At 62.0% G+C, this 13664-nt stretch carries 14 protein-coding genes, 1 tRNA gene and 1 pseudogene; 11 read left to right on the forward strand and 5 right to left on the reverse strand.

Annotation, left to right across the window (positions count from 1 at the left end; translation table 11 throughout):
• Positions 1-27 precede the first annotated feature (27 nt).
• Genes ACN4E0_RS01300 through ACN4E0_RS01310 form a run of 3 tightly spaced genes read left to right on the forward strand, consistent with a single transcriptional unit; the run spans position 28 to position 1618 of the window.
• Entirely contained in the window at positions 28-711 is a 684-nt protein-coding gene (locus ACN4E0_RS01300) for a Fe2+-dependent dioxygenase (protein ID WP_419564703.1), read from the forward strand.
• Positions 708-1292 (forward strand): ferric reductase-like transmembrane domain-containing protein, encoded by a 585-nt coding sequence (locus tag ACN4E0_RS01305; protein WP_419564705.1) that lies wholly within the window; start codon positions 708-710, stop codon positions 1290-1292. Before ACN4E0_RS01300 ends, ACN4E0_RS01305 begins: the two co-directional genes overlap by 4 nt.
• Positions 1289-1618 (forward strand): PepSY domain-containing protein, encoded by a 330-nt coding sequence (locus tag ACN4E0_RS01310; RefSeq protein ID WP_419564707.1) that lies wholly within the window; start codon positions 1289-1291, stop codon positions 1616-1618. The genes ACN4E0_RS01305 and ACN4E0_RS01310 overlap by 4 nt, the downstream gene beginning before the upstream one ends.
• 13 nt (positions 1619-1631) lie before the next feature.
• Here the strand turns inward: ACN4E0_RS01310 and ACN4E0_RS01315 are convergent, their stop codons facing one another.
• Positions 1632-1928: a metal-sensitive transcriptional regulator gene (locus ACN4E0_RS01315; RefSeq protein ID WP_419564709.1), complete on the reverse strand. Its 297-nt coding sequence runs from the start codon at positions 1926-1928 to the stop codon at positions 1632-1634.
• Between the two features lie 69 nt (positions 1929-1997).
• Between ACN4E0_RS01315 and ACN4E0_RS01320 the strand changes: the two genes are divergently transcribed.
• Both ACN4E0_RS01320 and ACN4E0_RS01325 read left to right on the forward strand, forming a co-directional pair.
• Positions 1998-3794, forward strand: coding sequence for a copper resistance system multicopper oxidase (locus ACN4E0_RS01320; RefSeq protein ID WP_419564711.1), 1797 nt, complete (start codon positions 1998-2000; stop codon positions 3792-3794).
• Positions 3794-4843, forward strand: a complete 1050-nt coding sequence (locus ACN4E0_RS01325; protein WP_419564713.1) for a copper resistance protein B — start codon at positions 3794-3796, stop codon at positions 4841-4843. The genes ACN4E0_RS01320 and ACN4E0_RS01325 overlap by 1 nt, the downstream gene beginning before the upstream one ends.
• Before the next feature lie 425 nt (positions 4844-5268).
• Here the strand turns inward: ACN4E0_RS01325 and ACN4E0_RS01330 are convergent, their stop codons facing one another.
• Positions 5269-5784, reverse strand: a complete 516-nt coding sequence (locus ACN4E0_RS01330) for a MarR family winged helix-turn-helix transcriptional regulator (RefSeq protein ID WP_419564715.1) — start codon at positions 5782-5784, stop codon at positions 5269-5271.
• Positions 5785-5900: 116 nt separating this feature from the next.
• Here ACN4E0_RS01330 and ACN4E0_RS01335 point away from each other — a divergent pair, with 116 nt between their 5' ends.
• The 4 genes from ACN4E0_RS01335 to ACN4E0_RS01350 are packed head-to-tail and all read left to right on the forward strand — an operon-like array spanning position 5901 to position 10409.
• Positions 5901-7133 carry a cytochrome P450 gene (locus ACN4E0_RS01335; protein WP_419564717.1) on the forward strand — a complete coding sequence of 411 codons (1233 nt, stop codon included), beginning with the start codon at positions 5901-5903 and terminating at the stop codon, positions 7131-7133.
• A 58-nt stretch (positions 7134-7191) separates the two neighbouring features.
• Positions 7192-9597 (forward strand): TonB-dependent receptor, encoded by a 2406-nt coding sequence (locus ACN4E0_RS01340; protein WP_419564720.1) that lies wholly within the window; start codon positions 7192-7194, stop codon positions 9595-9597.
• Between the two features lie 21 nt (positions 9598-9618).
• Complete coding sequence (locus ACN4E0_RS01345) at positions 9619-10008, forward strand: nuclear transport factor 2 family protein (RefSeq protein WP_419564723.1); 390 nt, start codon at positions 9619-9621, stop codon at positions 10006-10008.
• Positions 10008-10409: a hypothetical protein gene (locus tag ACN4E0_RS01350; protein ID WP_419564725.1), complete on the forward strand. Its 402-nt coding sequence runs from the start codon at positions 10008-10010 to the stop codon at positions 10407-10409. The genes ACN4E0_RS01345 and ACN4E0_RS01350 overlap by 1 nt, the downstream gene beginning before the upstream one ends.
• A gap of 102 nt (positions 10410-10511) precedes the next feature.
• Here the strand turns inward: ACN4E0_RS01350 and ACN4E0_RS01355 are convergent, their stop codons facing one another.
• Positions 10512-11375, reverse strand: a complete 864-nt coding sequence (locus ACN4E0_RS01355; protein WP_419564727.1) for a LysR family transcriptional regulator — start codon at positions 11373-11375, stop codon at positions 10512-10514.
• 27 nt (positions 11376-11402) lie between these two features.
• Here ACN4E0_RS01355 and ACN4E0_RS01360 point away from each other — a divergent pair, with 27 nt between their 5' ends.
• Together ACN4E0_RS01360 and ACN4E0_RS01365 are read left to right on the forward strand one after the other, a co-directional pair.
• Positions 11403-12251 (forward strand): MFS transporter, encoded by an 849-nt coding sequence (locus ACN4E0_RS01360; RefSeq protein ID WP_419564735.1) that lies wholly within the window; start codon positions 11403-11405, stop codon positions 12249-12251.
• Positions 12238-13218: a TIGR03571 family LLM class oxidoreductase gene (locus ACN4E0_RS01365; protein ID WP_419564730.1), complete on the forward strand. Its 981-nt coding sequence runs from the start codon at positions 12238-12240 to the stop codon at positions 13216-13218. The genes ACN4E0_RS01360 and ACN4E0_RS01365 overlap by 14 nt, the downstream gene beginning before the upstream one ends.
• Positions 13219-13236: 18 nt before the next feature.
• On the opposite strand, the pseudogene ACN4E0_RS01370 reads toward ACN4E0_RS01365, so the two are convergent.
• Positions 13237-13431: pseudogene (locus tag ACN4E0_RS01370) on the reverse strand (Arm DNA-binding domain-containing protein); the annotation flags it as partial.
• A 137-nt stretch (positions 13432-13568) separates the two neighbouring features.
• Positions 13569-13660: transfer RNA gene (locus ACN4E0_RS01375), tRNA-Ser, on the reverse strand.
• Positions 13661-13664: the final 4 nt, after the last annotated feature.

Below are 13664 nucleotides of genomic sequence, written 5' to 3' on the forward strand. Positions count from 1 at the left end.
ACCTTCGCATCGAAAGGCCCAACGCGCATGTTGACCGTCATCGAGAATCTCCTGGACGATGCCGAGGTGCGCCAGTTCAATGGAGCGCTTGCCGCGGCCGACTGGCAGGACGGGTCGGGGACAGCCGGTACCCGCTCGGTGGCCGTCAAGCAGAACCTCCAGCTCGACCGGCAGGACGCCCTGGCGCAGGAACTGGGTAATACGATCCTGCGCAAGCTCGGCCATCACCCCGAATTCGTCTCCGCTTCGCTGGCGGAGAAGATCTGGCCACCGGTGTTCAACCTCTACCAGGATGGCGGCCACTACGGGACGCATTCCGATGCCGCGCTGATGCGGCTGCCCGAAGCTGGGCTGACCATCCGCAGCGACCTCTCGGCGACGCTCTTCCTTTCGGATCCCGACAGCTACGATGGCGGCGAGCTGATCGTCGAGGAGCAATACGGCGCACAGGCGGTCAAGCTCGCGGCGGGCGACATGGTGCTCTATCCCTCGTCCAGCCTGCACCAGGTCGCACCGGTGACGCGCGGGCAGAGGATCTGCGCGATCACCTGGATCCAGAGTGCGGTGGCCGATACGTCGGCCCGGGCCCTGCTCTACGATCTCGACCAGTCGATCCGGGCATTGACCCCCGACCGGGCCGGGGACGATCCCGAGATCAACCGTCTCATCCATGTCTATCACAATCTGTTGCGGCGGTGGGCACAGCCGTGATCGGCTGGCGCCGAGCCGTGCTGTGGTTCGTGCTCGCCATTCCGGCGGGGACGATGATCCAGCGCTTTTCGGCCGGCGAGGCACTGGCGATGGACCTATATCACCCGAGCGGGGAGATGGCCGTGCGGCTGATGATCCTGGCGCTGCTGCCCGGTCCGCTCAGCGATGCCTTCGGGCCGAACCGCCTGCTGCGCGGCTGGCTGGCGATCCGCCGCAATCTCGGCGTGGCTGCGTTCTGCTACGCGCTGCTCCACCTCGTGTTCTACGTGATCGACATGCGACTGCTGTCAGCGATGATCGACGAATTCGCGATTCCCGGCATCTGGACCGGCTGGCTCGCCTTCGCGCTGATGCTGATACCCGCCGCGATCAGCTTCGACGCCGCCATGCGCAGGTTGCGCCGTCGCTGGAAGCTTCTCCAGCGGCTGGTCTATCCCGCCTTCCTCCTGGCGCTTGCACACTGGCTACTGCTCGATTGGAGTTGGGGGCCAGCCCTTGTTCACCTAGTCCCGCTATTGGGCGCCTGGACCTTGCGCTGGGTGCTGAGCCGCAATTTATCCCCTTCGAGGAGTGCCGCATGATCTCTCTCCGCTTCGCCAAGGCCTCGGCGCTTGTCGCCGCTGCTGCCGCCATTGCCCTGTCTGCGCCCCTGCATGCCGATGGCGACATCGTCTGCAAGGCCGGCCCGCAATCGGGCTGGCAGAAGATCGCAAAGCTCAAGAAAAAGGTCTGGCTCGAGGAATGGACGCTGCTCAAGATGCAGGTCGAGGGCGATTGCTACGAAGTCTATGCGCGGACGAAGGAAGGTCAGGCGATCGAGGCGTTTTTCCACCCGGTGACGCTCGAGAAGCTCGTCGTCTTCCGGCGCGGACAGGAAATCTACCGCGCCGAGGGCTTCACCGGCTAGCCCGCCGCCAAGTTCACCGTTTGGCCTTTTCGAACAGGTCGACCAGTTCGCCGAATTTCCGTTGCTGCTCTTCGGCATCGCCGCTGGCGATCGCTTCCGCCACGCAGCACGCCGCATGGCGCTTGAGGATTTCGCTCTCGGCGCGGCCGAGAGCAGCTTTCACGGCCTGCATCTGGTTGAGGACGTCGATGCAATAGCGATCGTCTTCGATCATTTGCGCGACGCCGCGCACCTGCCCCTCGATCCGGCGAAGCCGATTGACGATGCTGGAACCGGTTGCTGCCACGATTTGCTCTCCGTTTGCTGCCATACCCGCCGGGGTATCTTGCAATACTCCTAGGGGGTATATACGGCGGACGCCCGAGGAGTTGCAAGACGCATGTCCGATTTGATTGTTTCCCGTCGCCGACTGCTGGGAGCCGGAGTGCTCGGTGCCGGTGCCCTTGCCATCCCCGCCTGGGCGCGCGGTGCCGACCTTCACGGCGGCACGATCCGTCCCGGCTTCGACGAAGTGTCGGGCCGCGATATTGCCCTTACGATCGGCGAAGGACCTCGCGTGGTGCAGGGGCGTCGCGGGCATGCAGTCGCGGTCAATGGCAGCGTGCCGGGTCCGCTGGTTCGCCTCCAAGAAGGTCAGCCGGTTCGCCTCGCGGTCACGAATACGCTCGATGACGACAGCTCGATCCACTGGCACGGCCTGCTGCTGCCGTTCCAGTTCGATGGCGTTCCTGGCGTCAGTTTCCCCGGGATCAAGCCGGGTGAGACATTCGTCTATGACATTCCCCCACTGCGACAGAGCGGAACCTATTGGTGGCATAGTCACTCGGGGCTGCAGGAGCAGGCGGGGCATTACGGCCCGATCGTGGTCGAACCCGCAGGGGCGGACGCCGTGCAAGCGGACCGCGATTACGTCCTGCTGCTGAGCGAGTTCACCCCGCTGCATCCGCACATGATCATGAACAAGCTCAAGAAGGGCGAAGGCCACTTCAACTACCAGCAGAACACCTGGACCGACGACTACCCGCTGTCGGGCGAGGATCGGCGCATGTGGGCCAGGATGCGGATGATGGCGACCGACATCCTGGACGTGACGGGTTCGACCTACACCTACCTCGCCAACGGGCGGGGCCCGGCGGAGGGGCTGGAATTCCTGTTCAATCCGGGCGAGCGTGTGCGGCTGCGGATCATCAACGGCAGCGCGATGACCTTTTTCAACGTCCGCATTCCCGGAGTGAGGTTCTGGGTGGTCGCAGCCGACGGTCAGAACGTGCGCCCGGTAGAGGTCGAGGAGCTCCAGATCGGCACTGCCGAGACATACGATATCGTGGTCGAGCCGACCGGCGAAGCCCGGACGATCGTCGCCGAGAGCATGGATCGTTCGGGCATGGCGGTGGCGACCCTGGCCTCGCGCCCCGGTGCGCGGGCGAGCATCCCCGCGCTGCGCGACCCGCCGCTGCTGACGATGGCCGACATGGGCATGAACCATGGCCGCGGCGACATGGCCGGGATGGATCATTCGGCCATGGGCCATTCCATGCCATCGGATACGACCCCCTCCGAGCCGATGACGGGAATGGACATGGGCGGCATGGACATGCGCGACACGTCCAAACTGCCGCCGAAGGTCAAGGTCGGCCCCGGCATAGACATGGTCTCGATGGATCCTGTCGACCGGATGGGTGACCCCGGCATCGGTCTCGACAGCGTCGGGCACAAGGTTCTCACCTACAAGGATCTCGTAGCGTTGGCGCCGAACGACGACCCGCGTCGCCCCTCACGGCAGATGGAAATCCATCTGACCGGCAACATGGAGCGTTACATGTGGTCGTTCGACGGCAAGGAATACACTGCCGTTACCGACGACCCGATCCGCTTCGCCTATAACGAGCGGGTGCGGGTCAAGCTGGTCAACGACACCATGATGGCGCACCCGATCCACCTGCACGGCCACTTCTTCGAGCTGGTCAATGGCGCACCCGCCGACCGGCAGCCGCAGAAGCACACCGTCATCGTCCAGCCTGGCGGCAGCGCCACCTTCGACCTAACGGCGGACGAGGAGGGCGACTGGGCCTTTCACTGCCACCTGCTCTATCACATGCACGCAGGCATGTTTCAGATCGTGACCGTCGCGCCGCGTGGCAACCAGCCCGAGCTCGAGCGGGTGGGGAAAGACTGATGCGCCTGCTCGCAGCCATGCTTCTCCTGGGCACTGCCGCGCCCGCCATTGCGCAGGATCACTCGGGGCACACGATGCCGTCCGCGCAATCGCCCGCCCAGACCGACTGCGAGAACGAAGCCGCGCGTCACCGCGCCATGGGCCACCCGGTAGCCGACGGGGCCTGCGCTCCGGCCGCCGAACCTGCCGCCGATGCCCCGGGCAGCGAGCATGCTGGTCACGCCGGTATGGACCATTCGGCCATGGACCATTCGACGATGGATCGTGGAATGCTGGATCTTGGCACCATTGACATGGCCCCGATCCCCCAAGGCCCGCCGCCAGCCGCTGCGGGCTCGGGACCACCTCGCGCCGCAGATGCGATCTGGGGTGCCGATGCGATGCGCGCATCGCGCGCGGCACTGCGCACCGAGCACGGAGGCATGAATGTCTTCTGGTTTCAGGGCGATCGCGCCGAATATCGCGCGAGGGACGGCGACGATGGCTACCTGTGGGACGCGCAGGGCTACTACGGTGGCGACATCGACAAGTTCTGGTTCAAGAGCGAGGGGGAGGGCAGCTTCGGCGAGAAGCCGGAGTCCGCCGAGATCCAGGCTCTGTGGAGCCACGCGATCGGGCCGTGGTGGGACTTGCAGGCAGGCGTTCGGCAGGACCTCACGGGTCCAGAACGCACCCATGCCGTCATGGGCGTTCAGGGGCTGACCCCGTACCAATTCGAGATCGACGCGGCCGCTTTCCTGTCGAACAAGGGAGACCTCACCGCACGCGTCGAGGCGGAACTGGACGAGCGCATCACCCAGCGCCTGATCCTGCAGCCGCGTGCCGAACTGAACCTGTCCGCGCAGGACGTACCCGAACTGGGAATTGGCGCTGGGCTCGATGCGGTCGAGCTGGGTATACGGCTGCGCTACGAAATCGCCCGCGAGTTCGCGCCCTACGTCGGCATAGAACAGGAATGGAAGCTGGGCCGGAGCGCCGACTACGCCCGGCTCGCGGGCGAGGATCCGAGTGTGACCAATTACGTCGTCGGTATCCGGTTCTGGTTCTGACTGGGCGACGGACTGGGAGCGGCTTGTGACCCCAGGAATTATCGCGGCTCGCTCGCAAGCAGTGCGAATTGGCAGTCCCGAACCTGCGGCTTGAGGCGACTCGCAGGTTCCTTCACACCGCACGGAAGTCCGACTGCAGGCCGGTGGCGGAGACGGAGGAAGAAAAATTGGCAAAGTTATCAATTACTTATTCGTCCATTGGCGGGTGAGCCACTACCTCTGCCATAACTTTAGTCGTGGTCTGAGACGGACGAATGCGGATTCACAAGTACAGATCGGCGGTTGTAAGGGCTGCTATTGGGCCGTTTGTGAACAGTCCGGTTCTGGCATCGAAGTTATAGGATGCCGAAACTCCTTTGAGACGCAAGGCGGCAACACCTTCGGTGATCTTCAAGCACTCTTCTCGAGTTCCAGATGCCGCGCTGCTAGATGGAACCAACCGCTTTTGAGTCGAACTGTTCTACGCGCTCAACGACCTTCGCAAGGAACTGCAGTCCGGCCTTGATTTCCTTCTCGCCCCATCCGTCGATGATCTGGTCGATGGTACGTGAGGCCCGCTCCATCATCAGCGCCACTTCCTGTTCGCCCTCCTGCGTGAGAAAGACCTTCTTCTCTCTGCCCGAGTCCGCACTGTTGCGGATGGTGAGCAGAGGCTTTTCACGCGCCGCCATGCGCTTCAGGACCTTGGTGACTGCGGGACTTCCCAGCTCGTACCAGCTGCAGATCAGCCGCTCGATCTCCTTGCGCGGAAGGCTTGTCCCGCTTTCGCCTTCGGAATGAATCATCCACAAGATCACCGCCTCATGGTGACTGAGCGCAGGACCTTGGAGCGATTTCTCCATCGCTTCGCCCACCACATAGTGGAACGGATAGAACAGCCTGAGGAAATCCGGCGAGGCAGGATGAGACGCGACTGCTTGTGCTGGCGATGCCTTGGTCATGAACCTCTTTTAGCCTGAACTGGCGCAATTCCTATGCCCGCCTCTTGACAGAAAAGCTGTCTCGTGGAAAGTGTCCGTTGGACAGTATCGGAGCGGTACGTCACAGGGAAGGGGACATGGTGGAAGCTGCCACAAAAGATATCGACCTGTCGGTGCTGAACCACAGGGCCACGATTTCCGATCCATACCCGGTCTATGACGAACTGCGCGCGGCGAGCCCGCTGTTCGGCTATCGCGATTTTCCTCCTGGTACTGTGCCCGGTGTCGATGAGCCGCAGCCCGCCTGGGTCGTGCTTGATTTCGATCACGTGTCGCAAGTCGCCTATGACCACGAACGCTTCTCCTCGCGCGATAGCCTTCAGGAGGAATCAAGCGCGCCGACGCTGATGCTGGTCAACCACGACCGGCCCGAGCACACCCGGCTGCGCAAGATCGCCGCCAAGGTATTTCAGCCCAGTTCGATCACCGCCTTCCATGCCGAAGCCAAGCGACTGGCGCGAGAGACGATGGACGAATTTATCTCTACGTCCGCGTCAGTCGATGTAATGCAGGAGTACTGCGCGATGCTGCCTGCGCGGGTGATGGCGGCGCTGCTGGGTGTGCCGATGGCGCGCGCCGCCGATATACGCGGCTGGGCGACGGCCTTTATGTTGTCGGAGGACCTGACCCCGCAAGAGCGCCAACAACGTAACGTCGCGCTGCTCGACTACTTCGACGGTTTCGTGCGCGAGTTCGTCCAGAACCGCGATCCCGCCTCGGCCGCTGCGCCGCTGCTGACCGCTTTCCTCGATACCGAGGTCGAGGGCGAAAAGCTCACGCTGGAAGAAGCCGTGCTGTTCTGCATGACCGTCACCGTGGCGGGAGCCGAGACAACCTCTTTCCATCTCGGCAATATGTTTGCGGTATTTGCCGATGAGGCAGGGGTGTTCGCGCGCTATCGCGAAGAGCCGGCAATCTTCGACCGCATCTTCAAGGAAACTTTGCGCCGTCACGGACCGCCGCAGCGGCTGTTTCGCGTGGCAACGCAGGATACGCAGATCGGCAATGCGCTGATCAGGCGCGGCGATTGGGTTGCGGTGTTCTTCGGTGCAGCGAACCACGATCCCGCCGTCTTCCCCGATCCGCGCAAGTTCGACTGCGATCGCGACAATCTCAATCGCCACATGAGCTTCGGCTATGGCATCCACCGCTGCCTCGGCGCGCCGCTCGCCAAGCTTGAGCTTCAGGTGACGGCCGAGCTGCTGCGCGAACGGTTTGCGCGCATCGAACGCGCCGAACCGGCCGAGTGGCAGGGAGTGAGCCTGCTCAACCACGGGCTCGCCCGCAACGTCCTCAGATTCATTCCGTAAAAAAAGCCTCACCAGCACGTGAGGCGTCGGCAACGACCGATAAATTGGGAGAGAGAGAATGAGCAAGCATCTGCTGGCAGCGGTGTCGATCACGGCGCTAGCTGCGGTTTCTGCTCCGGCTTTCGCGCAAGAATTGGCGATCGAGGAGGCGACGCAAAACGCCGAACCCAGCGAGGGTCTGATCGTGGTTACGGCGACTCGCCGTGAGGGGACTTTGCAGGATGCACCGCTCGCGGTCACCGCGCTGGGCCGGGATGCCATGGAGGAGCGCTCGATCGCCTCGGTCGAAGATGTCGGCAACCTTACCGCCGGGGTGCAAATTGCGCGCTATCAAGGTGATACTTCGATCTTCATCCGCGGGATCGGCACACCGTCGATTATCGCAGGGAATGACAGTTCGACTGCCGCCTATCTCAACGGTACCTATTTGAGCCGGGGTGCGGCGATCGGGCCGGCCTTCTTCGATGTTGAGCGGGTAGAGGTGCTGCGCGGGCCGCAGGGGACGCTTTATGGGCGCAACGCCACCGGCGGCGCAGTCAATATCGTTACCCGGACACCCGGCGAGACGCTGGAGGGCGATGCGCGGCTTACGCTGGGCAATTATGATCTCGTGCGCTTTTCCGGCGGCGTCGGTGGACCTCTGAGCGAAGGGCTCCGCGCCCGCGTCGCGGTGCAGGCCGAGACACGCGGTGGCTATGCCACCGTGATCCGTGCCGACGACAGCACGCAGGATGTCGATGATGCGGAGAACATCTCCGCGCGGCTGACGGTTGAGGCAGATCTCGGCCCTAACGCCGTACTCACGCTCATGGGCGATTACTTCCGCGCCGACGACCGCGCGAACGTCTATTACTACGCCAGCGCGGGCTATGCGGAAGGCGATCCGAGCTGGTACCTGACCCGCGAAGGCTCCCAGACCTTTCCTTATTTCCTGATCAAGAACACCGGACGCGCCACGGAGCGCAAATCGCGCGACCTGTTTGCGGACACGCCCTATCACAATGATGTCGAAGTCTGGGGCATGACCGGCGATCTCAAGTGGTACATCGGCGAATACGACCTGCAGCTGCTCGCCTCCTACCGCGAGACTTCTACCGATTCCAAAAACGAATTCGATCTCTCGGATAGCTTCAACACCTATGTCGGGCGCGCCGAGGATCACTGGCAGTTCACCGGAGACGTCCAGCTCTCCTCTCCCACCGATGGCGCTTTCTCGTGGATCCTGGGCGCAAGTTATTTCCGCGAGGAGAACGTCATCGATAACGACGTCTTCGGTGATTTCTGGGAGCCGATCCTGACACAGGGCCTGCTCGACCTGCAGGCTGCGGGCGTCATTCCGACCTTCCCCGTCGTGATCCCGCAAACGCCGCTGTGTTGCGAACTCCAGCTGAGCGGTGAACAGGAGACCGAGGCCTTTGCTGTGTTCGCTGATGCCGACTTCGCCATCAGCGACAGGCTGACCGCACGCTTTGGCGGACGCTACAGCTGGGAACAGCGCGATGGCGCACAGCGTTTCGAGCTGCTGATCCTGCCCGACATCCGCTTCGCGCCTGAAACCGCCTTCTTCCCCAATGCGGTGAGCGATGATCGCAACGCCGCGCAACCCGACCCGTTCGGCTTTCTGGTTGCGCCAGTGCGCGGGCCTTCGACCTTCGAGGCGTTCACGCCCAAGTTCGGGCTCGATTTCGAGCCCACTGACGATCTGCTAATCTACGCCACGGTTCAGCGCGGTTTCAAAAGTGGCGGCTACAATATCGGAAGCAGCCAGCAGGACCCGTTCGAGCCAGAGAAGATCTGGTCCTACGAACTGGGCATGAAGGGCGCGTTCGCCGATGGCGCAGTGCAACTGAACAGCGCGCTGTTCTACTACGACTATACCAACCTTCAGGCGCAGGACAGCGTTGCCAACCAGCCGATCATCCGCAATGTCGGCAAGGCGCGCGTCACCGGTTTCGAGATTGAAAGTGTGGTTCGTGCAGGCGGCGGTCTGACGCTGGAAGCCAATGCGACTTATCTCGACGCCGTCTTCACTCAAGGCCAGCTGACGGAGCCTTTGTCACCCGCGCCACTCACACAGGCTCCGGGCAGCGTACTGCGCGATCTCGACGGGTTGCGCTTGCCCCGTGCTCCGAAGTGGAAGATCGCCGGGGCACTGCAATGGGACGGCAACCTCGACAATGGCGGCGAGTTGATGGCGCGTATCTCATACACCTGGCAGAGCAAGATCTACTTCACGATCTTCAACATTGATGCGGCATCGGAGCCTTCCTACGGCTTGCTCGACGCGCGCGTCGCCTACACCACGCCATCGGGCCAATGGACGCTTGCAGCCTTCGGCAAGAACCTCACCGACGAGGCCTATTTCACCAACCAGATCCTGACCGGTACCGTCTATGGTGCCGAGTTTGTCGGGCCGCTCGCCCCGCCGCGGACTTATGGCCTCGAAGCGATCGTGCGCTTCTGATCGGGCAAGGGAGATACTTTCATGACACCACGCGAAGTGACCGAGGAGGTCTTCACCGCCTTTGGCGAGGGCGATGTCGATCGCATCATGAGCTCGCTCCACGAAAGGGTCAGGATCGAGTTCTATGGACCTGAAGTGATCCCTTATGCGGGCTATTTCGACGGCAAGGCCAAATGTCGCAGCTTCTTCGAAACCGTGCTGACTTCGGTCGACATCCATCAATTCGATCCCGAAGAGTTCATCTGCGAGGGAGACAAGGTGGTGGTGACCGGTCACCTCAACCTCACCGCGCGATCCACCGGACGGACGATCGCTTCCGATTTCGTCCACGTCATCACCGTCGCCGATGAAAAATGGCTCCTGTTCCGCGACTTCATGAACACCGCCAATGCCGAGGCAGCTTTCCGATGATGAAGGGGGCTCCGCCTCGTCGGGCAGCCATATTCAGGCAAGCCAATATCGCGGACCTGATCATCCTGACGCCCTTCGCTATACCTGTCGTCTCGGACTATTATCTCGCACTGTGGCGTATTCTCAGCGAAGCGATCGCTCCGGGCCGGCCTCTCGGAACTTTCGCCCCGGACGCAATGCTCTTCGTCAACCTGACCGGCGCCTTCGCGGTGCTGGCTGTTGTGTTGAGGATAAAGTTGGGCAGTCCACAGGCCGCGTGGATGACGGTTGTATTCAAGCTTTTCGCTACGACGATCTTTGCAGTTGCGCTCCTACGTGGTGCATCGCCGGTTTTCGCAGTGCCTTTGGTCGCTGATCTCGCGGTCGGCATCCTGCTGGTCGCCTCCTCGCGAAAGGATTAGGCTGAAAGGGCTTATTCTGGGCCAATAGTGGAAGGTCTGCACTTGGTAAAATATGGCGCGTAGCTGCCAGAAGGTGCATCGCTCGCAAATCGCCGGATATAGCTAACCGGCAAAGAGGTCAGCAGTTACGTTACTTAGCCAGTCCAGGAACACCTTCATTCGGCCAAGCCTGCTGGCTGGCTCAGAATAGAGAGCACTGACCGGAATGGCTGGGGTTCGCAGCTTGTCCTGCAGAAGCGAAACTACACTTCCTGACTTGATGTCGGCATCGATCATGTAGTCAGAAAACTGGGCGATCCCGCTACCAGCCAGGACGAGTGCACGAACTGCTTCGCCATTATCGGCGTGAATGGCTGGTGTGAGGCGGACCGGTTTCGAGCGACCTTCGAACCAAAGGTCGTTCAGTCGAGTGGGGTTCATAAAGGCCACCTGCTCGAATTTCTCCAGATCGGAAACCTTCTCCGGCACGCCGCGCGCCTCGACCAGCGAGGGAGAACCAACCAGTCGCCACGCCGACCGTCCGAGATGCCGGTAAAGAAGGGATGAATCCTCCAGTTCGCCAAAGCGGATGGCGACATCTGCATGAGCGGAGATGAGATCGACCAGCGTATCGGTCATCGATAGTCTGACCGTCACATCCGGATAGGCCGAACAGAACTCGTGTATCCGCGGCGCGATTGCGTGAAGGATAAACGGCACCGGCGCGTTGACGTTGATTACACCTGCTGGCCTGCCTCGCGAAGAACCGAGATCGGCAAACCTCTCCGCAGTCTCAACAAGGTCCCGCGCTCGCGCCAAGGTTGTCGCGCCCTCTTCGGTCAAGCTGACCTGTCTTGTCGTGCGGCGGAAGACGTCGAAGCCCAGCCGCGCTTCAAGTCGCGCTACCGAACGGCTTAGGGACGAGGGCGCCACGCCAAGCCTCCTTGCCGCCTCGGCGAAACTACCGTCCTCACGGGTCTGGCACACGGTGTCTTCTTCGCGATCGCTTCAACGATTGCGACCAAGCTCGTGCCGAAGGACAAGGAATCGAGCGCAATCGCCCTCGTGTTTCTTGGCCTGACGGTAGCACTGGTTACCGGCGTGCCCCTCGGAATATGGATTGGCCAGAACTTCGGTTGGCATGCCACGTTCTTCGGCGTCGTCGTGCTCGCTCTAATCGGCCTCGGCGCCAGCGCCTTGCTGGTTCCCTCCAACCTCAAAAGCGACGCACCGCCAAGCCTGCGCCAGCAAGCGCAGGTCCTCACGTCTCCTCGCTTGCTGCTGGTCTACCTGATTACGGCGGTGGGATACGGAGGCAACTTCATCGCCTTTACCTATCTTGCGCCGATGCTGACCGATGTCACGGGCCTTTCCGAAGGGTCGGTCAGCCTTGTGATCCTGCTTTACGGCGTGTCGGTCGCCATCGGTAATATCCTCGGCGGAAAGCTTGCCGACCGGATCGGGCCGGTTCCTGCGCTGACCATTGTCTTTGCCGGTCTCGCGCTATCGCTTGTCCTTCTCGGATTCGGGCTAACCTCGCCTTGGGCTGCGATCGCCGTCACGCTCTTCTGGGGTGGCTTCGCGTTCGGCAATGTCCCTCCGCTGCAATCGTATGTCGTCCAGATCGCGCGCGAGGTTTCGCCGGAAGCGACCGATGTCGCATCGGGCATGAATATCGGCGCCTTCAACCTTGGCATCGCTTTCGGTGCATGGGTGGGCGGTCACGTCGTGGAGCAGATGGGCCTGCAAGCCGCACCCTTCGTCGGAGCCGCGATTGTCGTCATCGGCATTGTTCTCGTCCGCTGGAGTGGCTCGCTCGAGCGCAAGGCCAACGGAACGGAGGTGGTCCATGAACGCGCTTGATAAGCTCGCTTCGCGGATGACCTTCGGCGTCGAACTGCCCCTCGACAACGACTGGTCGGCCGGCGGACGGCAGAAGGCTGCATCCGACGGGCGTCCGTTCGGTGTGCCTGATGTCAGCCGTATGACCGAGCGGGTCCAGCTTGCAGAAAGTCTGGGGTTCGACGCCGCGTGGGTCCGCGACGTGCCCGTCCACGATCCGAATTTCGGAGATGCCGGATCGGTCTTCGACCCATTTCCGCTCCTCGGTTACCTGGCCGGAAAAACCAGTCGCATAATTCTGGGCACTGCAGCCATCGTCGTTCCTCTTCGCGACCCCATCCATCTGGCGAAAATGGCGGCGAGCGTGCATGAACTCAGCAACCATCGCTTTGTCATGGGTGTCGCCTCGGGTGATCGCCCGGTCGAATATCCGCTGATGAACATCGACTTCGAGAGCCGCGGCGACCGTCTGCGCGAGAGTTTGTCGACGATCCGTCACCTGTGGCGCGGCGGCGGTCTGCAAGGAGCGAAGGGCAAGGTAACTGTCAGGCCTTTCGTCGGGGATGGCCCACCCATCGTCATGGCCGGCATGGGTCAGCAGTCCCTGAACTGGCTCGCCGACAACGTCGATGGCTGGTTCACCTATCCCGGTCCGCCGGAACAAGCGCAGCGTCGCCTTGACCTGTGGCGCACGACGCGAAGCCAGGCGGGCAGGGAAGAGGCACCGGTCCTGACCGCAATGCATCTGGATCTGCAGGACAACCCGGATGCACCCAAGGAGCAAATGCGGCTCGGCGCCCGGCTTGGACGAAACGCACTGATCGAAGAAATCATGGGCCTGCAGGCAGTGGGGGTGACCCACCTGTCGTTCGCGTTCCGCGAGTCCAGCAGACCCGTGGACGAAGTCATGGAAGAGCTCGCGCGAGAGGTCTTTCCGCATGCTCGCCTCGTCACGCTCCGCTCTGGGATCGCGACCTTCAAGCGCTAGATGACGCATCTCGGCCGCCTTCTCCCGAGCCTTGGCTAGGGTGACGTCGAGCGCGGAGCCCAGGCCCATTTCAAAGCGCCTGCCATTGACGGTTCCGATGAAGATCCATGAGCGCCCAGATTTGCGAATCCGGAGGTAAAGTCCGGCGCGCGCGAGGACATGATTTCGCAACTTTAGCCGACACGAGCCAATAATCCAGCCATGGTTAGCCATAATTCTAGCGATGGTCTGCCAAAGTCTGGCGAAGACTGATATGGATTCTAGAAAAGTCCGAACCAGTCTAAAATCCTGTGATTTCAGCGAAAAATCGACACTGGTGTGGCTATATCCGTGCGTAACAGTGCACGAGGTGGCGGAGACGGAGGGATTCGAACCCTCGATACCCGTTACCAGGTATGGCTCCTTAGCAGGGAGCTGGTTTCAGCCACTCACCCACGTCTCCGCAT

Source organism: Qipengyuania sp. (assembly GCF_048550555.1).
Taxonomy (GTDB): domain Bacteria; phylum Pseudomonadota; class Alphaproteobacteria; order Sphingomonadales; family Sphingomonadaceae; genus Qipengyuania.

Coding starts and splice junctions, on each gene's coding strand:
- ACN4E0_RS01310 (WP_419564707.1), top strand. CDS start 1,289: ATGATCTCTCTCCGCTTCGCCAAGGCCTCGGCGCTTGTCGCCGCTGCT.
- ACN4E0_RS01330 (WP_419564715.1), bottom strand. CDS start 5,784: ATGACCAAGGCATCGCCAGCACAAGCAGTCGCGTCTCATCCTGCCTCG.
- ACN4E0_RS01315 (WP_419564709.1), bottom strand. CDS start 1,928: ATGGCAGCAAACGGAGAGCAAATCGTGGCAGCAACCGGTTCCAGCATC.
- ACN4E0_RS01350 (WP_419564725.1), top strand. CDS start 10,008: ATGAAGGGGGCTCCGCCTCGTCGGGCAGCCATATTCAGGCAAGCCAAT.
- ACN4E0_RS01365 (WP_419564730.1), top strand. CDS start 12,238: ATGAACGCGCTTGATAAGCTCGCTTCGCGGATGACCTTCGGCGTCGAA.
- ACN4E0_RS01345 (WP_419564723.1), top strand. CDS start 9,619: ATGACACCACGCGAAGTGACCGAGGAGGTCTTCACCGCCTTTGGCGAG.
- ACN4E0_RS01325 (WP_419564713.1), top strand. CDS start 3,794: ATGCGCCTGCTCGCAGCCATGCTTCTCCTGGGCACTGCCGCGCCCGCC.
- ACN4E0_RS01335 (WP_419564717.1), top strand. CDS start 5,901: ATGGTGGAAGCTGCCACAAAAGATATCGACCTGTCGGTGCTGAACCAC.
- ACN4E0_RS01300 (WP_419564703.1), top strand. CDS start 28: ATGTTGACCGTCATCGAGAATCTCCTGGACGATGCCGAGGTGCGCCAG.
- ACN4E0_RS01340 (WP_419564720.1), top strand. CDS start 7,192: ATGAGCAAGCATCTGCTGGCAGCGGTGTCGATCACGGCGCTAGCTGCG.
- ACN4E0_RS01320 (WP_419564711.1), top strand. CDS start 1,998: ATGTCCGATTTGATTGTTTCCCGTCGCCGACTGCTGGGAGCCGGAGTG.